The sequence below is a fragment of the Bacillus sp. FSL R5-0560 genome (assembly GCF_037966305.1).
GTDB classification, from domain to species: domain Bacteria; phylum Bacillota; class Bacilli; order Bacillales; family Bacillaceae; genus Bacillus; species Bacillus mojavensis.
The window spans coordinates 1,783,431-1,804,927 of the sequence record NZ_CP150195.1 but is presented as its reverse complement, the minus strand read 5'-3'; the positions used below and the strand labels follow the sequence as shown (position 1 = coordinate 1,804,927).

Sequence of the window (21,497 nt, the reverse complement as noted above, 5' to 3'; positions counted from 1 at the left end):
TATCACCTTTTGAATAGGTTACGCAGTTGTTGTTTCTGTTTCTGGTGCAGTATCTTCAGCAACTTCCGCTTCTTCTTCGCCTTGCTTCGCTTCTAAGATTGCATCTGCCATTTTAGAAGTTAGAAGTTTAACAGCGCGGATAGCGTCATCGTTCGCAGGAATTACAACATCGATTTCATCAGGATCACAGTTAGTATCTACAATTCCGATGATAGGGATGTTTAATTTGCGAGCTTCAGCAACAGCGATGCGCTCTTTACGAGGATCGATGATGAATAATGCATCAGGAAGATCCTTCATTTCTTTAATTCCGCCTAGGAATTTTTCAAGACGCTCTAATTCTTTTTTCAATTGAACGACTTCTTTTTTAGGAAGTACTTCAAACGTACCGTTTTCTTGCATTTTTTCAATGTCTTTAAGACGTTTAATACGTTTTTGGATTGTTTCAAAGTTTGTTAATGTACCGCCCAACCAGCGTTGGTTGACATAGTACATGCCAGAGCGTTGAGCTTCTTCTTTAACAGAATCTTGAGCTTGTTTTTTTGTTCCAACGAAAAGGATTCTTCCGCCTTCAGCAGCAAGATTTTTAGTGAAGTTGTAAGCTTCCTCTACTTTTTTGACTGTTTTTTGAAGGTCAATGATGTAAATTCCGTTACGCTCCGTGAAAATATAACGCTTCATTTTTGGGTTCCAACGGCGTGTTTGGTGACCGAAGTGAACACCAGCTTCAAGCAATTGCTTCATAGAAATGACTGACATGTTATTTCCTCCTAATATAATGGTTTTTTTCCTCCGCTTAGGTCATTTTTGTGCAGAACTGCCGCCTGCAGCACCCTCTGCATAAATCGTTAAGCGTGTGTATTTAACACCAAGACATAATATAACACAGCTTTATGCGACAATCAAGAATCCTTTACAGCTTTGGAGCGAAATTTTAAAAATAGCTCGATTTCTGTCTTTCCGCTCTTCAATTTCTGAGCAATTTCACTAGCTGAATATCCCTGCTCATGTAATGCCATAACTTGATCTTCAAATGATCGGGCATCGCTGTTTACGTTCTCTTCCGTCCTCTCAACCTCATTGATGAGACCTTCAATATGCTCGGGAAGAGTGTTATCTTCTTCCTGAACAGCATTCCGCTCTGAATGTTGTTCTGCGTGCAGATGCTCCGTCTTCTGTTTTTCTTCAGTTTGACTAGAAACTGCATCCAAGTTGTCTATCAACTTCTCATTTTCTTCTTTTAATTCAAGAAGAAATGCCGCAAGTGTGTTCTCCGTCTCTTCCAGCATCTTCTTTTGCTGTTTTTCTGTTTCTTTCACAGCTGCGAGCCTCATATACAGGATAATGACAGCGTACAGAAGAACGCCGTGAAGCGTGAAGCTTAAAAGCCATAATAGTGTTGACATGTTTTTCACTCGCTAATCATGAGAATTCTTTATTGAATTACTTTTTCCAGCAGATTCTTTAATTTAAATAGTGCCTTTGAATGTATTTGTGATATACGGGACGTAGAAAGATTCAATACCTGTCCGATTTCTGTCAATGTCAATTCCTCTTTATAGAACAAACTGACAACAAGCTGTTCTTTCTCAGAGAGTTCGTGAATCTTGTCCGCAAGCTGCGCAATCAGTTCATCTTTCATGATCTTTTCTTCCGGCGGGACATTTTTGTCATCTCTGATCATGACCTGGATGTTTTCCCCGTCATCCTGATCATGAAGCTTTTCGTCAATTGACAGCAGGTTTGCAAAAAAACCTTCATTCATTGTTGACACTACATCCTGTTCCGTCATTCCGAGTTCCTCTGCAATTTCTGCGGGCGATACATTCCGAAGATAGCGCTGTTCAAGCTTTTCAATCGCCGCTTCTACCTTCTTTGTTTTTTCACGCGAGGTTCTGGGCAGCCAATCCTCTTTACGAAGCCCGTCAATAATTGCACCGCGAATTCTAAACGAGGCGTAGGTATCAAATTTTAAGTCCCGGCTAGGGTCAAATTTTTCAAGGGCATCATATAAACCAAGCATACCAAGGCTCATAAGATCGTCTTTATGCACCGATTTTGGCAGTCCGACAGAAATTCTGCCTACATGATATGTGACAAGCGGCATATAACGGCGCATTAAATCATCACCGGCCTTAGGATCTTTCCACTCTTTCCAGCGCGACCAAAGCACCTGATCTTCATAATTCAAGGATTGCATTGTTATCCCCCTAATACCTTAATTAAATCGTTTTTTCACCTTGTTTAACAGTTCGAATATGCAGCATGCAGGACTTCGGTTCGAATTCTATCGTCCGGCCGCTTGAGCCGCCCGTATCTTCACTGATAATCGGAATATTATATAATGAAAGCTGTTCCTTTATCGCTAAGACATTTCTCGGTCCGATCTTCATCAAATCATTCGTCATTTTAAATTTAAACATCTCTGATCCGCCGGCAAGCTTTGCTTTTAACGCAAACTTTCGGCAGCCCGCTTCTACCAGCATATCAATCGTAGCTTTTACAGCGGTATCGGCATATTTTGCCCGATTGAGTTCAGCTGTTTTTGATAGCGTCGAATCCGGCAGCATGACATGAACAAGCCCCGCCGTTTGCTTTTCTTTATCGTAAAGCACCAGCCCCACACACGACCCTAAACCAGACGTGCGGATCGAATCCGGGAAGCGGGCAATCTTCACGTCCGCAATTCCAACCTTTACAACAGCAGCCTCAGTCGTACTCATAATGAAGCACCCAAGGCGACAAAGAGCTTTTCAAATGAATCATAGTCCGGCAGCATAAACATATGCGCTTTTAGCTCCTGCTGATGGCTCTGATCAAAAATTGACGTATCAACAACAATTGCATGTTCCCCAACCTGACTGAGCTCCATCAGACCTTCACTGATGACAGCACCGAACATGTCCAGTGAAACTTCTGGAACACTCGGGTAAAGCTGGAGTTTCGTCAAATCAGCCAATGCCGTTAAATATGATCCTGCTAAAATATTGCCCAGTTCATGCAAAGCGGAAGAACTCATATGATCTTCACCCAGATTTTCAATATCAAAATCCGGGTTGCCGATCAGCTCTCTGATAAACTGCTCCGCCTGATAAAAAGGCATTATAAAGAACATCGAGCCCGTCAAATCGCCTTCCATCCTTAAAAAAATGCTGGCGACCGGCATTTCTGCTCCGCCGAAAAAGTCTACAAGTTCATCAAACGATAATAACTTTGCAAACGGGACTTCCATATCAATCTTTCTATTTAACAGCTGGGCCATTGCAGAAGCAGAGTGGCCGGCTCCGATATTGCCGACTTCCCGCAAAATGTCCATCTGCTCTTCTTTGATTCCATTAAAAATACTCATGTCATAACCCCTTTAAGATTAAGCTTGATCGGGCACAGCGGACTGAGATGATTCTTTATCCAAAACCGCATTTGCATCAATAATATTTAAGAGCCTGTTCTCTTGTTTTACAATCTGTTTGATCGACACATACGTGTCTTTTTGAACACTTTCTGGAGCGGACTCTATTTCACTTTCCTGTACTGTTATGACATCATTTGCTTCATCCACTATCCAGCCGACTTCAATATCACGATAAGCAATAATGATAATTCGTGTTTCATCGGTAATTTTATACTCAGGCAAGCTGAGACGCTTTCTTAAATCAATAACTGGAGTCACCACGCCGCGCAAATTGATCACTCCGCAAATATAAGGCTCAACCCCTGGCACTCTCGTCGGCTTTTGCCATTTCTCAATTGATTTCACCTGAGTGACAGAAATGGCATATTCTTTGCCGTTTACCATAAAGACAATCATTTTTTCGCCTGTTTTAATTTCTGCAGTCATGTGAGACACCTCCTCGTATGGTTAAATAATCAGTGCGTTACAATCGATAATGAGCGCTACTTCTCCGTCTCCTAAAATAGTAGCTCCGGAAATTGCAAAGACGTTTGTTAAATAATCTCCGAGTGATTTCAGCACAACTTCCTGCTGGCCAATAAAGGAGTCCACCACAAATGCAGTAGGTTTGTCGCCTTTTTTCACGACAATGATATGGAGCTGTTCCGCATCTTGTCTAGTATCTTCTATTTTAAACTCTTCTTTTAAATAAACGACAGGGACAATATGGCCTCTAAAATCGATGACTTCACGGTCATGCGTTTGCAGAATGTCTTTTCTATCGATAACGGCCGTTTCAATTATAGAAGAAATCGGAATCGCAAATGTCTCTTCTTCTAATTTGATCAGCAGAACTGAAATAATGGACAATGTAAGCGGAAGCTGGATGCTGAATAGTGATCCTTGTCCTTCTGCAGATTTCACACTGACTGAACCGCCGAGTGATTCGAGTTTGTTTTTTACAACATCGAGTCCGACGCCCCGTCCGGAAATATCCGAAATTTGATCAGCTGTAGAGAACCCCGGAGCAAATATCAATTCATAAATTTCATTGTCTTCTAATGTTTCAGCTTCTCTTTCTGTAATGACACCGCGCTCAAGCGCTTTTTCAAGGATTTTTTTGCGATTAAGGCCTGCTCCGTCATCCTCCACTTCAATAAAGACGTGATTTCCGCTGTGATAAGCTTTCAGCACAACTTTTCCAGACTCAGGTTTTCCTTTTTGCAAACGCGTTTCCGGAGACTCAATTCCATGGTCAATACTGTTTCTGATTAAGTGAACGAGCGGATCTCCAATTTCATCAATTACTGTTCGATCAAGTTCTGTTTCCGCGCCGATGATGGAGAGTTCGATTTTTTTATTCAGCTCTTTTTGAAGCTGGCGAATCATTCTCGGGAAACGGTTAAAAACGGTTTCAACCGGAACCATTCTCATGTTGAGAATAATCGACTGCAAATCGCCGGAAATTCTCGTCATTCGCTCTACTGTTTCAGTCAATTCATTGTGCTCAAGCTCTTTTGCAATCTGCTCAAGACGCCCGCGGTCAATGACAAGCTCTTCAAACAGGTTCATTAAAGAATCAAGTCTGTCAATATTGACACGAATTGTTTTAGATCCGCCGGCTGTATGCTTCGACTGTTCATCGTTTTTAGCAGGCTGCTTTTGTTTGTCCTGCTTAACAGGTGTCTGTGCAGCAGCTGGTATATCCGCCTGAGGCTCTTCCGGTTTTTCAGCTGGTTGTAAAGGCGAGCCCTGAATAATTTCAACATGCTCAACCTCTGAAACTCCGTTGATGATCTGTTCAACGTCTTCAGCCGTTTGATTCGTTAAGAAGCAAACCTGGAAGTCAGTGCCGAAATCTTCCGTCTCAAGCACTTCCGCACTCGGTATTGTTTTGGCTACCTCTCCGATTTCATTTAGCTTTTCAAAAACCATATATACACGGACTGCTTTTAACATACAGTCTTCTTTCAGAGAAATTGTAATTTCATACCGTTTGAAACCCTGCTCCTCTGCTTCTTCTATTACTGTTCGTTCAAACTCATCATATTCCCAGTCAGATGCTGAACCCTTCGCTTCAGCAGGTTCCGCTGAAGCAGCAGTCTCAGCATGCACACCGTTCACGTCAAGCTTTGCGCTCACTTCAGAGATGTCTCTTTTACCATCCCCGCCGTCAATAATAGACTGAACCATTGCTTCCAGATGATCCAAGGCTTCAAACAAGATATCCATCCAGTCTGATGTAACTGCCATATCTCCGTTTCGAAAAGCATCCAATACATTTTCAAGCAAATGGGTTAAATGGGCTAAATCCGTATAACCCATTGTTGCACTCATTCCTTTTAGTGTATGGGCAGCCCTAAATATATCGTGGATGAGCTGAAGATCTGTCGGGTCTTTCTCTAAAAGGAGAAGCTTTTCATTACATGTTTGTAAATGTTCTTTACTTTCATCAATAAAGACATCTAAATATTGATTCATATCCATTTGAATCACACCCTCTCTTTTTTCACACAGCTTGTGATGGATGCTGCGATATCTTCCACATGTTTAATTTCATGAACGAGGCCCGCCTTAACGGCTGCTTTCGGCATCCCAAATACAACACAAGATTCTTCAGACTCTGCAATGGTTTTCACATTGCCGGACGCAAGCATGTCCTTAAGACCGGCAGTACCGTCACTGCCCATTCCAGTCATAATGACAGCTACTTTTTCATAGTCTGCAAGTTTGCCGACAGAACGGAACAAGTAGTCTGCTGATGGTTTATGACGGCTTGGTGTATCGTGATTATCAAGCACGATTTTAAGGCTGCCGCTGTTTTTGATAACGGATATGTTTTTTCCCCCCGGAGCTATGTACACACAGCCGTTAATAGCTGCTTCGCCATCTTTTGCTTCCTTTACATGAATGTCAGACAGATGGTTCAGCCGATCAGCCAGAGAAGCAGTAAAGCCTTCAGGCATGTGCTGTACAACGACTACAGGCGCGTTTAAATCTTTAGGAAGCTTTGGTATTACCTTTTGAAGCGCCCTTGGGCCGCCCGTTGACGTGCCGATACAAACAATATGTCTGCTTGGACCAGATTTTGGCTGACTCCATACTGGCTTAGCGATGGGTTTAGGTTTAGGCTCAGGCCGAATGACCGTCGGAGCCGCAGCTTTTTGTTGAGTAGAACGTCCAGCCTCGATGACCCGCTCAACTAATTGTTCTTTAATTTTGTATAAATCTAAAGATATAGAACCAGATGGCTTTGTGATAAAATCAAAGGCTCCTATCTCTAAACAGTTAATCGTGCACTCTTTTCCTTGCTGGGTCTGACTTGAAACCATAATAACCGGCAGCTGATAAATCTCAATAATTTTCCGTAGTGTGTCTGTTCCATTCATCACCGGCATTTCAATATCAAGTGTAATAACATCCGGTTTCAGCAACTCTATCTTTTTAAGTGCCTCTTCTCCGTTTCTCGCAGTTCCGATTACTTCTATCTGCTTTTCCTCGGTTAGAAAATCACTTATCATTTTTCTCATAAATGCCGAATCATCAACTACAAGCACACGAATCAAATTAAGCCCTCCTCATTAAAAAAGAAGATAATTTCTCAATAAATGTCTGTTTTTCTTCTTTGTGTCTAGTTTCTTCTCTTTCAAACAAGGCGTCCGCTAAGAGACGGACTGACCGGCTGGCTTTTGCCTGAGGACTTTTTAATAAAAAAGGAACCTGTTCGACAACTGCTTCGCTCACGATCACGTCGTCAGGGACTGAACCGGCAAACTGAACCGCTTCGCCTAAAAACATCTGAATGGTCCGGGAAAAGCGGGTAAAAGCGTCAAGCCCTTCCTTTTGACCACGGCACCGATTGACTGCTACTTTCATTGAAAGCTGATTTCCTGTCAGAGCGAGATGTTTGACAGCGCTGTATGCATCCATAATGGCTGTAGGCTCCGGGGTTGTTATGATCAAAATGTCTTCTGCTGATAAAATAAAAGGCAGCTGGTCTTTTGATAAGCCCGCCCCCATGTCAAACAGTACATAATCGAACTGACTTAACGCATGAGAAAGCTCATTAGCAAAAAAGGGCCATTTTTCCTGGTCCAGCTGAAACATCACATCCAGCCCAGTTCCGCCAGATATATACCGTAGACCCTTTGGCCCTGTAGATATGGATTGCATAAAAGGCTTGCGCTCAGTTAGAACATCAATAATCGTGGCGGAGGATGAGTTTCCCATTAATATATCAATGTTCCCCATTCCGATATCAAGATCAATAAGCAGTACCTTCTTACCTTTATCCTGCAGCGCAAGAGCCATATTTAAAGTGATGTTGGATTTTCCGACACCGCCCTTGCCGCTGATGACTGCAAGTGTTTTAGCTTTCTGTTCAAAAACAATCGGCAGATCGCGCTGACGCTTCTTCATTTTCGCCCGTAAAGTTGCTGCTTGGTCAAATCTGTTCATCTGCACAGCATCCCTACAAACTCCCGCGGCGAGACTGTCTGTATATCCTCCGGCACATTCTGACCGTTTGTGATAAACCCGGCGCCTATCTTCGATTCTGCCAGTATACTGAATACAGAGCCTAATGAAGCAGTCTCATCTATTTTAGTAAAGATAAACTGATTGACAGGAACAGATGAAAAACGTCTGACAACTTGTTTCATATCTTCATACTTTGCAGTCGCTGACAAAACGAGAAATGACTGAATGCTGCTTTCAAAAGGAATCGTCTCTTTCAGTTCATCAATATATTGCTGTTCTCTGAAGTTTCTGCCTGCTGTATCGATAAATACATGATCATATTCAGCAAATAATTCTTTCGCCCGCTGAAATTCCTCTTTTGTATAACAAACTTCCAGAGGAGCCTGCAGCAGCTCGGCATATGTTTTCAACTGTTCAACAGCTGCAATCCGGTAAGTATCTGTTGTAATAAAAGCAATTTTTTTCTGTTTTTCAAGCAGAGAAGACGCTGCTAGTTTTGCAAGCGTTGTTGTTTTTCCCGCACCCGTCGAACCAAACAGCACGATATATTTCGAATGAATGGGCTCCTGCCACTTGTTTGCTGGAGGAAGTGCCTCGCACAGAATATCCTGAAGTTTACCGACCACATTTTCTTCCGTCAGTCCGCCCGATTCAACAGAGAATTGCAGTATTTTTTTCATAGTACTGGTCTTAATTGATTCATTAACACCGGTTTCATCCAAAAGCAGTTCAGCTTTTCTGAGCGATTCAGGAAGTACGGATTGATAAGCTGAAAAATCGCCTGGCTCAGATTGAGCAGGCATTTGAGGGGTTATCCTCTCCTCTATTTTCGGACTGCTGACAGGTGATTTTGACGTTTGTTTCGGCTCTGCTGCCTTTTCAGCTGTCTTTTTCTCGAGAAAATCTTGATCCAATACAGCAATTACTTCAACAGCCGGTTTTTTTAAAAGCCCGAACCATTTTCGCTTATTGATTTTTTTAGAATTTAGTATAACTGCTTCATTGCCTAGTTCTTTTCGGATAAGAAGTGCCGCTTCTTGCATTGAAGCAGCAGTAAATTTTTTGATTTTCATTAAATATCCACCACTCCAATGCTTTGAACTTCGACATTAGCCTCAAGCTCGTTATAAGAAAGAACAGGGAGATCTGGAAAATATCGTTCCAGAAGCTGTTTCACATACATCCTTACAGGCGGCGAGCAAAGAAGGATCGCAGTTTCTTGCCGTATTGAGAGCTGTTCGGCTTCTTTTGCAACAGAGCGCACAATACTTTCCGACACATCAGGTTCAAGCGACAAATAGTTCCCATGTTCTGTTTGCTGTACGCCGTCAGCAATTGCCTTTTCTACACGGCCCGAACAAGTGATAACTTTTAACACTTCATTTTCTTTGGCAAACTGGGCAGTAATTTGCTTAGCAAGCGCCTGCCTTGTATACTCTGTCAAAAGATCAGAGTCTGTTGTCAGTTTTCCATAATCGGCAAGCGTTTCAAAAATGGTTACCAAATTGCGGATTGAAACTTTTTCTTTTAACAGCTTAGCTAGCACTTTCTGAATATCTCCGACAGATAATGGATTTGGCGTAACCTCTTCCACCAGGACCGGATACGTTTCTTTCAAATGATCAATCAGCTGTTTCGTCTCCTGTCTGCCGATTAATTCATGAGCATGCTGCTTAATTTTCTCTGTAATATGTGTTGAAACAACTGAAGCCGGATCTACAACTGTATAGCCCAACATGTCAGCTTCATCCTTCACCGATTCACCAATCCATTTGGCTGGAAGTCCAAACGACGGTTCTACTGTCTCGATCCCTTCAATCAAGTCGTCTTCAGGCGCAGGCGACATTGCTAGATAATGATCTAGTAATAGCTCGCCTTTCGCTACTTCATTTCCTTTAATTTTCAATCGATATTCATTGGGCTGCAAAGCAATATTGTCTCTGATACGCACGACAGGAATGACAAGCCCAAGTTCCAGCGCCAGCTGACGGCGTATCATCACAATCCGGTCTAATAAATCCCCGCCCTGATTAGCATCCGCCAACGGAATCAGGCCATAGCCAAACTCGAATTCTATCGGATCTATATGCAAGAGCTGTACAACACTTTCGGGGCTTTTGAGCTCGTCAACTTCAGCCTCTTCCTCAAGAATCTCATCCACTTCTTCTTTTTCCTTGCCTGTTTTAGATAGCGTATAACCGCCAAAAGCAAGCAGACCTGCAAGCGGCCCTGTTAGGAAAATACCAATCGGAGTAAACAAGCCAAGAAGCAGAATGGTTGCTGCTGTAACATATAAGAGCTTTGGATAAGCGAACAGCTGGCCTGTGATGTCATGACCTAAGTTTCCTTCGGAGGCTGCTCTTGTCACGACAATACCTGTAGCTGTAGAAATTAAAAGTGCCGGAATTTGCGATACAATTCCATCCCCTACAGTCAGCATCGTAAAATGAGAGGCTGCCTCTTGTATCGCCATGCCTTGCTGCAGCATACCGATAATGATTCCGAAAATGATATTGATCATGACAATAATAATTCCGGCAATTGCATCACCTTTCACAAATTTGCTGGCACCGTCCATCGCACCGTAAAAGTCTGCTTCTCGAGCTACTTTTTCACGGCGGTGTTTCGCTTCCTGTTCATTGATCATGCCTGCATTTAAATCTGCATCAATACTCATCTGCTTCCCCGGCATTGCATCAAGCGTAAATCTTGCCGCAACCTCGGAAACACGTTCCGCGCCCTTTGTAATGACGATAAACTGAATAATAATTAAGATAATAAATACAACAAGTCCGACTAAAACATTTCCGCCGACAACGAAGTTACCGAAGGTCTCAACAACCTTCCCTCCTTCACCGTGCGAAAGGATCGAACGCGTCGTGGACACATTCAAGCCCAGACGAAATAAGGTCAAAAGCAGCAGCAGAGACGGAAAAATCGAAAACTGCAGCGGTTCTTGCATATTCATTGTGGTGAGAAGCACGATCAACGCAAGAGAAATATTAATAATGATCAAAATACTTAACAGCCATGGAGGAAATGGTATCACCAGCATTGCCACAATGAGGACAACACTTATTAAAACGGATAAATCTCTTGTTGACATGCTGTTTTTTCTCTCCTTTTGAATCATAAAATTCAATTTACTTTTTGTTTCGTTTTAAATACGTAAGCCAGGATTTCTGCCAAGACTTTAAAAAACTCTTCAGGCACTGCCTGATCAATTTCAACCTGATCATATAACGCACGGGCAAGCGGCCTGTTTTCTACCATCATGACATCATGCTCTTTAGCAATCTTTCTTATTTTTAATGCAAGGTGGTCAACACCTTTTGCAACAATGTAAGGTGCGTCCATTTTTTCTTCGTCATATTTAAGTGCGATCGCATAGTGAGTCGGGTTTGTGATAATGACATCAGCTTTCGGCACTTCCTGCATCATCCGCCTCATTGCCATTTCCCGCTGTCTTTGCTTAATTTTAGACTTAATAATCGGGTCTCCCTCAGATTTTTTGTACTCATCTTTTATATCCTGCTTTGACATTTTGATATTTTTCTCATAGTCAAATCTCTGATATAAATAATCGAGTCCGGCAAGAATCAACAAAGCCCCTGCTCCGCTCAGCCCCATCCACAGGGTGAGTTTTGAAACAAAGGAAAGCGCTTCTTCAGGTGTCAAAAGCGGGAGACGGAGAATTTCTCCATAGTGCACCCAAAGCACAACAAACGCCGCAAACCCGACTACAGCAATTTTCAAAACCGATTTAAGCAGTTCTACAATCGCCCTCATGCTGTATATCCGTTTAAAGCCTTTTATCGGATCCAATTTTTCAAGCTTAGGCTGGATCACTTCCGTAGAAAATAAAAATCCAACCTGCATATAGTTGCTTACAACTCCTGCAACAAGAGCGACGAGCAGAATCGGAGCAAGTACGATGCCAGTATCCTTTAATAAGCTGATAAACAGGGTATGTACATTTGATTCTGAGAGCTTCATTGTGAGTGACTCCGTGTAAAATGTCTCTATAAATGACAGCAGCCTGTCTCTCATATACGGGCCGATCGCAATAAACGAAAGGAAGATGACTAATAATGAAACGGCGGTATTCACATCAGAGCTTTTTGCAACCTGCCCTTTTTTTCTAGTATCCTTCCGTTTTTTCGGAGTGGCTTTCTCGGTCTTCTCTCCCGCAAAAAATTGGAGGTCAATTCTTAGCTTCATTAAGAAACACCGACCAATGCTAAAAGATTCCGCATCGTTTCAATCGTTAAGCCGAAAACATTCCGAACAACGACGAAGATAACGGACATACACACGATGAGCATGATAAAACTGACAGCGATCTTTAAAGGCAGACCGACAACAAATACATTTAATTGCGGAACCGCCCGGGCTACGATGCCTAATGCAAGATCCACAAGAAACAAACTGGCCACAACCGGTGCCGACATTTGAAATGCGATAATAAACATTGCATTAAAGCTTTTGGCGATAAGATAAGCAAACTTTTCATCGCCAAAATTCGGAAATGCCTGATCAACTGAAATATACTGAAAGCTGTAGTAAATACCGTCCAGCAGCAAATGATGCGCATTGACACTCAGCATAAACAAAAGAGCCATCGTATAGATAAACTGGCCAATCAATGGACTCTGTGCGCCCGTTTGCGGATCGATAACGTTCGCAATTGAAAAACCCATCTGAAAATCAATAAACGAACCGGCTATCTGAACAGCAGCAATCATCATATAAGCAATCAAACCAAGACACAGCCCCACCAAAGCTTCTTTAAACGCCAGCAGCATATATTGCTCGTCAACCTCCATAGACGGGGGTTTATCAATCGTGCTGAAACATATGACTGCAAGAAAAAAAGCAAATCCGACACGATGTACAGCCGGTACGTTTCGGTGGCCGTATAACGGGACCGTTACAAAAAAAGCAGAGATTCTAATAAAAACCAATAAAAAAGCAGGAAATAAATCAATAATTGAATTCATCACTGTATTACCCTGCAAATCGATTTAAATTAGAAAACAGCTCTGTTGTGAACGAAAGGATCGTCGACAGCATCCATGGCCCGAAAAAAATTAGTGCCAACAGGACTGCCACGATTTTGGGAATAAACGCCAAAGTCTGTTCCTGGATTTGAGTTGTGGCCTGAAAGATGCTGACGATTAATCCGACCAATAAAGCAATCGCAAGCAGAGGCGCGCTGATCATCAGCGTTACATATACAGCTTTTTCCGCCATAGAAATTACAAATTCTGAATTCACGTTTAGCACCTACCCTAAAAGCTCTGAAGCAAAGATTTCACAATTAAATACCAGCCGTCTACTAAAACAAAAAGTAAAATTTTAAAGGGCAGAGAAATCATAACTGGAGGGAGCATCATCATCCCCATTGACATCAGAACGCTCGCCACTACCATATCAATAATTAAAAAGGGGATAAAAATCATAAAGCCTATTTGAAACGCTGTTTTGAGCTCCGAAATGGCAAAAGCGGGAACCATCGTTGTAAGAGGAATATCTTTTAACGATTCGGGTTTATCCATTTTCGCGTAATTCATAAACAGTGCCAAATCCTTCTGCCTTGTATGCTTACTCATAAATTCTTTAATCGGTTCCTCAGCTTTTGTATACGCTTCTTCCAAACTGATTTTATTGTCCATCAATGGTGTCAGCGCTTCTTTATTAATCTCTGAAAAAGTGGGAGCCATTATAAAAAACGTTAAAAATAGCGCAAGGCCGATAAGGACCTGATTTGGCGGCATTGATTGCGTCGCCAGTGAAGTTCTGACAAAAGACAGAACGATGACGATGCGGGTAAAACAAGTCATAAGAATCAATATTCCAGGCGCCACTGAAAATACAGTTAACAATAATAGTAGTTTAACCGTTGAACTGACGTTATCCGGATCGCTTGAACTGAAAATATTTATAAACTCATTCATGATGACGTGGGCCTTTCTTTTTTCCTTCTGAACGGTTTTGTTTTAGCTCTTCAAGCTGCTCTTTTAATGCTTTTGAAAATGAAGTCAGCTTTTGCTGCGGCTGATTCTCAGAACCCTTTAGGGGTTTCGCAAGCTTTTGCCATTCTATTTTGCTTGACATCGCCTCTTCATGCTGACTGAGAATGTCTTCGATTTCCTTTTCATCCTCAATTTCTTTAAGAAGCTGGATTGTCTCTCCTACCCCAACGACGAGAACACTGTTGCCGACTTTAATCAATTGGATAGATCGGTTTTGGCCAACCGATGTTCCGCCGATATTTTCGACATATTGAAAAGGCTTTAGCAGCCGGTTTCTTTTGTTCATAAGCTTAACAAGCCCGTAAATCAGCGCGATGACAAACAATAAAGCGAAAATCATCTTCACAAAATCAAAGGCTGAAACAGAAGGAGCAGCAGCTCCCTCCGTCTCATCAGCAGTTTGTGTCGTTTTTTCTTTCTTTTGCTCTGACTTATCTGCGGTCTTTTCATCTTTCTTTTGAAACCATTCGTTTACAGTTGAATCTTCAGATGCCGCGGCATCAGCAGCAAGCGGATGTACACTGAATAAAATGAAAAAACATATAAAAGCAATGAAATATTGACTCTTTTTCAACAGTCGTACACCCTTTAGCTTAATGTTTTGTTGATTGCTTCAAGCACACGGTCTGCCTGGAAAGGTTTTACGATAAAATCCTTAGCGCCTGCTTGAATAGCATCGATAACCATTGATTGCTGTCCCATGGCAGAGCACATAATGATTTTAGCTTGTGCATCAATTTGTTTAATTTCTTTTAGTGCAGTAATACCGTCCATTTCTGGCATTGTGATATCCATTGTAACTAAATCAGGAGAATGCTCTTTAAATTTTTCTACAGCCTGAGCGCCATTTTCGGCTTCTGCTACTACGTCAAAACCGTTTTTCACCAAAATATCTTTGATCATCATTCTCATAAATGCTGCGTCATCTACAATTAAAATTCTATGTGCCATAATTTTTTCTCTCTCCTCGTGTTTCTTTATTTTAAATTATTAATGCGTTCTGCCTGGCTTAAAATGTCAGTGACCCTTACTCCGAAGTTTTCCTCAATGACCACGACTTCGCCTTTGGCAACGATACGCTGATTCACTAAAATATCTACCGGCTCACCGGCTAATTTATCAAGCTCAATAATACTTCCGGCTGAAAGCTCTAAAATTTCCTTTACGCTTCTTTTCGTTCTGCCGAGTTCAACAGTGATCGAAAGCGGGATATCCAAAAGCATATCCAGATTGTTGATAGGAGCTTGTGTGCTCTCATTCGGATCAAATGATGAAAATTCCACTGGTGAAACTTGAACAGGCGCGGCTTTCTTCGGTTTCCCCTGCCTTTTAGCCGGCGCATGCTGCTGTTCTATGTGCGGCTCAGGCGTTACAGGCTCTTGCGGCTGTTCATATGTAACGTCAGAATCCTGCGTTGTTTCTTCAGCTGGACTTTCCGTGGTCGTCATAAGACTCGAAATCAAATCTTTAGCAAATGTCAGCGGGTAAAGCTGCATGATGTTAGAGTCTATTAACTCGCCCACCTTCAAGCGGAAAGAAACTTTAACCAGCATTTCATCAGCAGGAATACGGTCTGTTCCTTTTTCTTCATTTACATCAAGCAGTTCTACACGCGGGGGTGAAATATCAATTTTTTTACTGAATACAGTAGACATTGACGTTGCTGCCGACCCCATCATTTGGTTCATCGCTTCTTGAACCGCGCTCAAATGAATCTCTCCAAGTGAAGGATCTGCCCCTTTCCCGTCTCCCCCGATCATTAGGTCCGCAATAATAGCCGCGTCACTTTGTTCGACGACTAGCAGGTTGCTGCCGCTGAAACCTTCCGTATAATTCACTTCAATTGCTACATACGGTTCAGGAAACGCATCACTGATTTTACTTCTTGGGATGACAGTTACGTTTGGAGTCGTAATATCAACTTTTTGATTCAAAAGCGTGGATAAAGCTGTCGCTGAACTGCCGAATGAAATATTTCCGATTTCACCGATCGCATCACGCTCCATGTCCGATAAGTCATGCACTTCCGGAGCCTCAGGCTCGTCCGGTGTGCTGCTCGTGCCATTAAGAAGCGCGTCAATCTCATCTTGAGATAATCTGTTATTCTCCATCTTGTTCACCTCTTATGTCGTGGTCTAAAATTTGCACTGCCTGTTTTCGATTCACCCGGCCGGCTTGTCCTAAAAATTTCGGCTTATCTCCGACCAATACAGTAAGAGGATCTGTTACTGATTTGTTCAAAGTTATGCAGTCTCCGACTTCTAAACTTAAAAACTCTTCTATTGTCAGTTCAGATGTGCCGAGTTCGGCCACGACAGGTATTTGTGCTGTCATGATACGTTTTTCAAGCGACTTTGTTTCCTCAGGTTTCGGTTCATTTCTTTCTGATTGCATCCAATAATGGACCGAAAGCTTTGGTATGAGCGGCTCGAGGACGATATGCGGGATACAAAGATTAATGACACCGCTGATTTCCCCGATTTGGGTATTGAGTGAAATAACAACAACCGTTTCATTAGGAGATACCATCTGAACAAATTGCGGATTCACTTCAAACTCAGTCATTTCGGGTTCAATATCAGCTATGGACTGCCAAGCTTCTTTATAATTTCCCAGTGCATTTTCAAATAAATTAGAAATAATTTTCGTTTCAATTTCTGTTAAACTATCAACCTTATTATGACTGATCCCGATGCCACCCATCACACGATCCATCATCGTATAGGCAATCGTCGGGTTGACCTCCATCATAATTCTGCCTTCCATCGGATGGACATCGAATAAATTAAGAATCGTCATATTCGGTATGGATCTGATAAATTCCTCGTATGGAACCTGATCAACAGAGCTGACCGATATATGGATATACGTTCTGAGCTGAGCAGAAAAGTGAGTTGTAAGAAGTCTTGCAAAATTGTCATGAATTCTTGTTAAACTGCGGATTTGGTCTTTAGAAAACCGCAGCGCGCGTTTGAAATCATAAACCTTTACTTTTTTCTCTTTTTCTTCTTTTTTCAGCTCTTCAGCATCCATTTCACCCGTTGATATTGCAGAAAGCAGTGCATCTATTTCATTTTGGGAGAGAACTTCTCCTGACATTTTCCTCACCTCCGTATTCTGTCAAATTATGCTTTATTGCAGATTAAAAGAGGTAATATACACTTTTTCTACTTTTCCTTCTTGGAGGTAGCTATTTACTTTATCTTTTAGTTCCTTCTTAAAGGTTTCTTTTCCCTTGTCTCCCTCAATCTCATCAGCATTCGTATCAGCCAGCAGTGATATAACAGCATCTTTCACTTGAAAATCACGTTTTTCAAGCTCTTCTTTTGATTTATCAGAGTCAGTTTCAAGTTTAATCGCTAAGCGAATAATGTTATCGGACTTTAAATTCGTTGTGATTTCTGCTACATCAACAGAAGATGCAACGATTTCATCAATACTTCGTTTTGCCTCACTTTTTTCGGACTTTCCGCCTAAAACAAAATAAGCCGCCGCCCCGAGAGCACCAATTACGATTAGAATAATGAGTAAAATGATCAATAATTTTTTCTTCATTCCGGTTCCTCTATTCCATGGTCCATTGAAAATATTTGTATTTTTTGATAGAAAGACACAATCTTCTCCAGAACAGCTTCTTCATCTTCTTTTACTACAAACTTCTTACCGTTCGACAGTGTGATTGTAGTATCCGGAAAGCATTCAATCTGTTCAATAAATAACGCATTCAGCGTAAAGGGCTGCCCATTTAAACGGGTTACTTTAATCATAAAACAGCGGAGAAGCGATTACTCGCCTCCCCTCCCTCCTTAACGTTTAAGGTTAACCAGCTCTTGAAGGATTTCATCCGATGTTGTAATAATCTTGGAGTTTGATTGGAACCCGCGCTGAGCAACAATCATTTCAGTAAACTCGTCAGTTAAATCAACGTTAGACATTTCTATAAATCCTGACTTCAAGGCACCTGTACCGCCATCACCAGGCTGATTAGCTGCACTAGCAGTTCCAGAGTTCAAAGATTCACGATATAAGTTGCTTCCGATTTTATCTAAACCGTCACTGTTTGCAAAAGTAACAACTCCAATCTGGCCGCCATCTTGCGGTTTACCGCCAGCATCAACAATTGATACTTTTCCATCAGATCCGATGCTAAAGCTTTGAGCATCAAGAGGAATTTTTATTGTTCCTCCGGTCATATTTAATACATGGTAGCCGTCACCAGTCACCAATGTTCCGGTATTATCTAAATAGAAGTTTCCGGCTCTTGTGTAAGCCGTTCCATCACCTGTATCAATTTGAAAATAACCGTCGCCGTCAATCGCTAAATCAAGCGTTCTTCCTGTGCTTTGTGTTGCGCTTGTTGAATGAATGGTATCAATTGTGCCAGATGATGAACCTAAACCGATCTGCTTAGAGTTAGTTCCGCCGATTGTTGCACCAGCAGCAGAACCGCCGGCAATCGTTTGACTCACCATATCTTTAAAGGTAACCCGACTCTTTTTGAATCCCACTGTATTTACGTTGGCAATATTGTTGCCGATAACATCAAGTTTAGTTTGAAAGTTTTTCATACCGCTGATTCCAGAATAAAGTGAACGTAACATAATATATTCCCCCAGATGTTTTTATTTAGAAGACTGTCCCACAGACATGACATTCGCCGGACTGATCTCGGTCCCATCATCAAGAACGAGATAATATTTTCCTTGAGAATGTTTAACAGAGCTTACTGTGCCTGTTTTATCTGTTGCACTTTTACCATCAGTCCAAGATACTTCTTTTCCCATCCAATCAACATACGTTGTAAACGGATCTTGGTTTTCAACGAATTTCGTCATCGTCGTATTCAGATTCATCATCTGTTCCAGACTTGAAAAAGTTGCCATCTGGCTGATAAATTCTTTGTCATCAACCGGATTAAGCGGATCTTGGTTTTGGACTTGAGTCATTAATATTTTTAAGAACTCGTCTTTTCCCAAGCTGCTGTTGCTTCCAGGCGCAGTGCTGCTTTTTTTTTCAGGCAATTTATATTCTGAGCTTATTGATGTCATTCTTCTTCCTCCAATTCAACCATTGACACTTCATCAAGCAAGTCTCCAAACTCGTTTGATTGCTTTTTCTGTCTTTGCTGCTTCTGACCCTCTTGCTGCTGTTTCTGTTCATCAGCAAGCTGGCCATATATCGGCTGGTCACCGCTTTGAATCGGCAAAGTAAAACGGTCAACTTGGACAGCCATATTGGGCAGTGATTGCTTCAGCTGAGGCAGATGTTGTTCGAGCAGCTCTTTTGCAGATTGGCTGGATGCAATGATTTTACTCTGGAACATTCCATTTTCATTTGTCAGCTTAATTGTGACAAATCCTAAATGTTCAGGGTTCAGCCGAATTGTAAAGCTGCCGGTTGATCTCCCAAAGGGTGTATATTTCATCTGCTTCCATGCACTGATCACTTGATCAGCAACCGTTTTTGTTTCTGCTGTATGTAAATCAGATGAGAGCTGCAAATCGAGTGTCTGAACTCCTCCGGTGCTCCGGTAGCCTGAAAACATCATTTGAATTCCTGACTTACTATCTATTGGCTGAATACTCACAGAGGAGTCTGTCGTACTTTTATTACCTGGCGTTGGAGCGTCCGGTGTAAGGGCACGTTTTGCGACATCTTGTGATGATTCGGATGATTTCGATAACAAGAAAGCTTTCAGCTGACTTTCAGTCATATTCCATTCCTTCGTCCCTTTTTGAGGAAGCAATGACATCTGTTCCATTAAGCTTTGAAAACTTTTCAGCTCTGACTTTGACATCGTATAAAGCTTTGAACTTGACTCATCTTTTGTAAATATCTGCTGTTTAAGATCCTGAATAAGCTGTTCAGATATGCCCTTTTTTTCTAATGCAGAAAGAAATTCATCTCCATTTTTGTAGACAGTATGAGCTTGATTATCACGGTCAGTCATTTTATTTCCTTCTAAAAGCTGACTGATAAGCATTTGGATATAGATAAGCGCTTTATCAACTTCTGCTGATGCCTCATGTTCCTGAACTCCTTGCTCTCTATCAGACTTGAGTTCATCAGTAGCGGCATCACCAGCTGAATTCTTTGCAGTCAGAGCCGTTTTATCTTCAGAAATGATTTTTCCAGCAAGTATTTGTCCCATATGCAGTTGATCAGTTTCGTCAGCCAATTTTAATTCAACTGCTTGCAGTAGGCTCTGTAATATTTGCTGAGCGGATTCATCCAGTTGCTTTCCTGTTAGTTTACTTAACGTTTGCAGAAGATCGGCTTTTTGCTTGTCTTGATTTGCAGGAGTTGCTTTTAGCCACCCACTGATCTTTTTACATGCATCTTTCAAAAGCTGATCGTCAGTCAGAGTCCCTTTTCCTTGTGATGAAGGTTCTTTCGAGCCGGCTTCAGACATAAGCCAATTTTGAAAAACTCCCTGGCTATTTTTGATTGTTTTAGCAGCTGTCCCTGCTGTAGTTTGCAGCCGAGGTCCGGCTAATTCAAGCAGCTTCACCTTTATTCCCCCTATTCTTGGCTGGCAGCAATTTTTTCTGTATATGTTGCCGCTTGCTCAGGAGTCATTTTTGCCAAAATTTCAGCAAGCTGCTTTTTGCTCAGTCCATTCAATATTTTCAGCGCTTCTTTCTCCTTTAATTGGGCAATGATTTTAGCAGCCTTTCCGCTGTCCATGCTTTTATAAACACTGATGACTTTATCATTAGAAGCTGTACCAGAACTTGATGATTCTTCTGAGTTATCCTTTGATGTCTTTTTTTGGTCTTCCGCTGTTTTTTCAAGAGAACGGATCTTTTGATTCAGCCTGTCAATTTCAGATTTGCTTGTTTCTAAATCTTTATTCAAAATACTGATCTCACTTTTTTGATCCTTAATGGTTTTTTCCAGAGCCGCCGTATTACTGTTATTCTTAGCTGTTGATGATGTATCTTTTTTATCTTCGGTCTCAGGAACCAATTCTTTAAGCACTGGCGTTTTGGCTGCAGCTTCCTGTATCGGCTTTAAGACATTGACACCAGCCGCCCAGAGAACAATCCCCCCTGCTATAAGCAGAAAAATCAGCGGAAGGATAATGATCAGCAACACCGATCGGAATTTACCTGATTCTTTCTTTTTGCCGGACATTACATTCGCTCCTAATGGCCTTGAATCATAAACTGCTTGATCGAGATATCGTCCATTTCTTTCATCTCTGCAGCTTTGTCTTCAAGAGCAAACATTTTAAACTGTTTTTCACGCATCTTTTCAAACTTCTTCACTTCAATATTTTTTTCTGTTAACACTTCTTGCTTTTGATTCATTTGATTCCTTTTCATAATGACAAGCTTTTGGTAGTGATAAATTGTGTTTTCAAGATTTGAGACAAATTGCTGATAATGCCTCATCTCTTGAACGCTCATCCCGCTTTTCAGTTTGTTTTCTTTATTCTGTTCAAGCAATTCCTTTTTGCTCATGTTCTCATATAGTTTCTCCGCTACAGTTTCGAATTCAGAAACTGATTGCTGATACTCAGATAAAGACTGGTCTTTCTCGTTCTCTTTTAGTTCCAGCAGCTTTTGGAATCTAAATTGATAGGCCAC

General features: G+C 41.6%; 26 protein-coding genes. All 26 read right to left on the bottom strand.

Annotated elements, in window-relative coordinates:
* Window positions 1–18: 18 nt before the first annotated feature.
* A complete protein-coding gene (gene rpsB / locus NST56_RS09355) occupies window positions 19–759 on the bottom strand; it encodes a 30S ribosomal protein S2 (RefSeq protein WP_010334272.1) in 741 nt (246 codons plus the stop codon).
* 143 nt (window positions 760–902) lie between these two features.
* Entirely contained in the window at window positions 903–1,406 is a 504-nt protein-coding gene (locus NST56_RS09350) for a Swarming motility protein SwrB (RefSeq protein WP_339181471.1), read from the bottom strand.
* Window positions 1,407–1,435: 29 nt separating this feature from the next.
* Window positions 1,436–2,200: an RNA polymerase sigma-28 factor SigD gene (gene sigD, locus NST56_RS09345; protein WP_010334270.1), complete on the bottom strand. Its 765-nt coding sequence runs from the start codon at window positions 2,198–2,200 to the stop codon at window positions 1,436–1,438.
* A gap of 22 nt (window positions 2,201–2,222) precedes the next feature.
* Window positions 2,223–2,723 (bottom strand): chemoreceptor glutamine deamidase CheD, encoded by a 501-nt coding sequence (cheD, locus tag NST56_RS09340; protein ID WP_024121416.1) that lies wholly within the window; start codon window positions 2,721–2,723, stop codon window positions 2,223–2,225.
* Window positions 2,720–3,349: a CheY-P phosphatase CheC gene (gene cheC / locus NST56_RS09335; RefSeq protein ID WP_024121415.1), complete on the bottom strand. Its 630-nt coding sequence runs from the start codon at window positions 3,347–3,349 to the stop codon at window positions 2,720–2,722. Before cheC ends, cheD begins: the two co-directional genes overlap by 4 nt.
* An 18-nt stretch (window positions 3,350–3,367) precedes the next feature.
* Complete coding sequence (cheW, locus tag NST56_RS09330) at window positions 3,368–3,838, bottom strand: chemotaxis protein CheW (RefSeq protein WP_339181467.1); 471 nt, start codon at window positions 3,836–3,838, stop codon at window positions 3,368–3,370.
* 21 nt (window positions 3,839–3,859) lie between these two features.
* Window positions 3,860–5,878 carry a chemotaxis protein CheA gene (gene cheA / locus NST56_RS09325; RefSeq protein ID WP_268449590.1) on the bottom strand — a complete coding sequence of 673 codons (2,019 nt, stop codon included), beginning with the start codon at window positions 5,876–5,878 and terminating at the stop codon, window positions 3,860–3,862.
* A 5-nt stretch (window positions 5,879–5,883) separates the two neighbouring features.
* The gene (gene cheB / locus NST56_RS09320; RefSeq protein ID WP_339181464.1) at window positions 5,884–6,957 is read right to left on the bottom strand and encodes a protein-glutamate O-methylesterase CheB; all 1,074 of its coding nucleotides are present in this window, start codon (window positions 6,955–6,957) and stop codon (window positions 5,884–5,886) included.
* Window position 6,958: 1 nt separating this feature from the next.
* Window positions 6,959–7,855 carry a MinD/ParA family protein gene (locus tag NST56_RS09315; protein ID WP_339181461.1) on the bottom strand — a complete coding sequence of 299 codons (897 nt, stop codon included), beginning with the start codon at window positions 7,853–7,855 and terminating at the stop codon, window positions 6,959–6,961.
* Window positions 7,846–8,943: a flagellar biosynthesis protein FlhF gene (locus tag NST56_RS09310; RefSeq protein WP_268446184.1), complete on the bottom strand. Its 1,098-nt coding sequence runs from the start codon at window positions 8,941–8,943 to the stop codon at window positions 7,846–7,848. Before NST56_RS09310 ends, NST56_RS09315 begins: the two co-directional genes overlap by 10 nt.
* On the bottom strand, window positions 8,943–10,976 hold the full coding sequence (flhA, locus tag NST56_RS09305) for a flagellar biosynthesis protein FlhA (protein ID WP_268505696.1): 2,034 nt from the start codon (window positions 10,974–10,976) through the stop codon (window positions 8,943–8,945). Before flhA ends, NST56_RS09310 begins: the two co-directional genes overlap by 1 nt.
* A 32-nt stretch (window positions 10,977–11,008) precedes the next feature.
* Complete coding sequence (gene flhB, locus NST56_RS09300; protein ID WP_168747832.1) at window positions 11,009–12,091, bottom strand: flagellar biosynthesis protein FlhB; 1,083 nt, start codon at window positions 12,089–12,091, stop codon at window positions 11,009–11,011.
* Window positions 12,091–12,870, bottom strand: coding sequence for a flagellar biosynthetic protein FliR (fliR, locus tag NST56_RS09295; protein WP_168747830.1), 780 nt, complete (start codon window positions 12,868–12,870; stop codon window positions 12,091–12,093). Before fliR ends, flhB begins: the two co-directional genes overlap by 1 nt.
* 7 nt (window positions 12,871–12,877) lie before the next feature.
* A complete protein-coding gene (gene fliQ, locus NST56_RS09290; protein ID WP_010334259.1) occupies window positions 12,878–13,147 on the bottom strand; it encodes a flagellar biosynthesis protein FliQ in 270 nt (89 codons plus the stop codon).
* A gap of 14 nt (window positions 13,148–13,161) precedes the next feature.
* Complete coding sequence (fliP, locus tag NST56_RS09285; protein ID WP_010334258.1) at window positions 13,162–13,827, bottom strand: flagellar type III secretion system pore protein FliP; 666 nt, start codon at window positions 13,825–13,827, stop codon at window positions 13,162–13,164.
* Window positions 13,820–14,479, bottom strand: a complete 660-nt coding sequence (fliZ, locus tag NST56_RS09280) for a flagella biosynthesis regulatory protein FliZ (protein ID WP_010334257.1) — start codon at window positions 14,477–14,479, stop codon at window positions 13,820–13,822. The genes fliP and fliZ overlap by 8 nt, the downstream gene beginning before the upstream one ends.
* Before the next feature lie 14 nt (window positions 14,480–14,493).
* Window positions 14,494–14,856 (bottom strand): chemotaxis protein CheY, encoded by a 363-nt coding sequence (gene cheY, locus NST56_RS09275; protein WP_010334256.1) that lies wholly within the window; start codon window positions 14,854–14,856, stop codon window positions 14,494–14,496.
* Window positions 14,857–14,882: 26 nt separating this feature from the next.
* Window positions 14,883–16,016 (bottom strand): flagellar motor switch phosphatase FliY, encoded by a 1,134-nt coding sequence (gene fliY / locus NST56_RS09270; protein ID WP_339181456.1) that lies wholly within the window; start codon window positions 16,014–16,016, stop codon window positions 14,883–14,885.
* Complete coding sequence (fliM, locus tag NST56_RS09265; RefSeq protein WP_339181453.1) at window positions 16,006–17,004, bottom strand: flagellar motor switch protein FliM; 999 nt, start codon at window positions 17,002–17,004, stop codon at window positions 16,006–16,008. The genes fliY and fliM overlap by 11 nt, the downstream gene beginning before the upstream one ends.
* A 33-nt stretch (window positions 17,005–17,037) precedes the next feature.
* Window positions 17,038–17,460, bottom strand: a complete 423-nt coding sequence (gene fliL / locus NST56_RS09260; RefSeq protein WP_024121403.1) for a flagellar basal body-associated protein FliL — start codon at window positions 17,458–17,460, stop codon at window positions 17,038–17,040.
* Window positions 17,457–17,672 (bottom strand): flagellar FlbD family protein, encoded by a 216-nt coding sequence (locus tag NST56_RS09255; protein ID WP_010334253.1) that lies wholly within the window; start codon window positions 17,670–17,672, stop codon window positions 17,457–17,459. The genes fliL and NST56_RS09255 overlap by 4 nt, the downstream gene beginning before the upstream one ends.
* A 39-nt stretch (window positions 17,673–17,711) precedes the next feature.
* The gene (flgG, locus tag NST56_RS09250) at window positions 17,712–18,506 is read right to left on the bottom strand and encodes a flagellar basal body rod protein FlgG (RefSeq protein WP_029441260.1); all 795 of its coding nucleotides are present in this window, start codon (window positions 18,504–18,506) and stop codon (window positions 17,712–17,714) included.
* A gap of 21 nt (window positions 18,507–18,527) precedes the next feature.
* Entirely contained in the window at window positions 18,528–18,953 is a 426-nt protein-coding gene (flgD, locus tag NST56_RS09245) for a flagellar hook assembly protein FlgD (protein ID WP_010334252.1), read from the bottom strand.
* Window positions 18,950–20,416, bottom strand: a complete 1,467-nt coding sequence (locus NST56_RS09240; RefSeq protein WP_268446189.1) for a flagellar hook-length control protein FliK — start codon at window positions 20,414–20,416, stop codon at window positions 18,950–18,952. The genes flgD and NST56_RS09240 overlap by 4 nt, the downstream gene beginning before the upstream one ends.
* Window positions 20,417–20,427: 11 nt before the next feature.
* Window positions 20,428–21,042 carry a MotE family protein gene (locus NST56_RS09235; RefSeq protein WP_268446190.1) on the bottom strand — a complete coding sequence of 205 codons (615 nt, stop codon included), beginning with the start codon at window positions 21,040–21,042 and terminating at the stop codon, window positions 20,428–20,430.
* A gap of 11 nt (window positions 21,043–21,053) precedes the next feature.
* Complete coding sequence (fliJ, locus tag NST56_RS09230; protein ID WP_010334249.1) at window positions 21,054–21,497, bottom strand: flagellar export protein FliJ; 444 nt, start codon at window positions 21,495–21,497, stop codon at window positions 21,054–21,056.

Coding starts and splice junctions, on each gene's coding strand:
- rpsB (WP_010334272.1), bottom strand. CDS start 759: ATGTCAGTCATTTCTATGAAGCAATTGCTTGAAGCTGGTGTTCACTTC.
- NST56_RS09350 (WP_339181471.1), bottom strand. CDS start 1,406: ATGTCAACACTATTATGGCTTTTAAGCTTCACGCTTCACGGCGTTCTT.
- sigD (WP_010334270.1), bottom strand. CDS start 2,200: ATGCAATCCTTGAATTATGAAGATCAGGTGCTTTGGTCGCGCTGGAAA.
- cheD (WP_024121416.1), bottom strand. CDS start 2,723: ATGAGTACGACTGAGGCTGCTGTTGTAAAGGTTGGAATTGCGGACGTG.
- cheC (WP_024121415.1), bottom strand. CDS start 3,349: ATGAGTATTTTTAATGGAATCAAAGAAGAGCAGATGGACATTTTGCGG.
- cheW (WP_339181467.1), bottom strand. CDS start 3,838: ATGACTGCAGAAATTAAAACAGGCGAAAAAATGATTGTCTTTATGGTA.
- cheA (WP_268449590.1), bottom strand. CDS start 5,878: ATGGATATGAATCAATATTTAGATGTCTTTATTGATGAAAGTAAAGAA.
- NST56_RS09310 (WP_268446184.1), bottom strand. CDS start 8,943: ATGAAAATCAAAAAATTTACTGCTGCTTCAATGCAAGAAGCGGCACTT.
- flhA (WP_268505696.1), bottom strand. CDS start 10,976: ATGTCAACAAGAGATTTATCCGTTTTAATAAGTGTTGTCCTCATTGTG.
- flhB (WP_168747832.1), bottom strand. CDS start 12,091: ATGAAGCTAAGAATTGACCTCCAATTTTTTGCGGGAGAGAAGACCGAG.
- fliR (WP_168747830.1), bottom strand. CDS start 12,870: ATGAATTCAATTATTGATTTATTTCCTGCTTTTTTATTGGTTTTTATT.
- fliP (WP_010334258.1), bottom strand. CDS start 13,827: ATGAATGAGTTTATAAATATTTTCAGTTCAAGCGATCCGGATAACGTC.
- cheY (WP_010334256.1), bottom strand. CDS start 14,856: ATGGCACATAGAATTTTAATTGTAGATGACGCAGCATTTATGAGAATG.
- fliY (WP_339181456.1), bottom strand. CDS start 16,016: ATGGAGAATAACAGATTATCTCAAGATGAGATTGACGCGCTTCTTAAT.
- fliM (WP_339181453.1), bottom strand. CDS start 17,004: ATGTCAGGAGAAGTTCTCTCCCAAAATGAAATAGATGCACTGCTTTCT.
- fliL (WP_024121403.1), bottom strand. CDS start 17,460: ATGAAGAAAAAATTATTGATCATTTTACTCATTATTCTAATCGTAATT.
- NST56_RS09255 (WP_010334253.1), bottom strand. CDS start 17,672: ATGATTAAAGTAACCCGTTTAAATGGGCAGCCCTTTACGCTGAATGCG.
- flgG (WP_029441260.1), bottom strand. CDS start 18,506: ATGTTACGTTCACTTTATTCTGGAATCAGCGGTATGAAAAACTTTCAA.
- flgD (WP_010334252.1), bottom strand. CDS start 18,953: ATGACATCAATAAGCTCAGAATATAAATTGCCTGAAAAAAAAAGCAGC.
- NST56_RS09235 (WP_268446190.1), bottom strand. CDS start 21,042: ATGTCCGGCAAAAAGAAAGAATCAGGTAAATTCCGATCGGTGTTGCTG.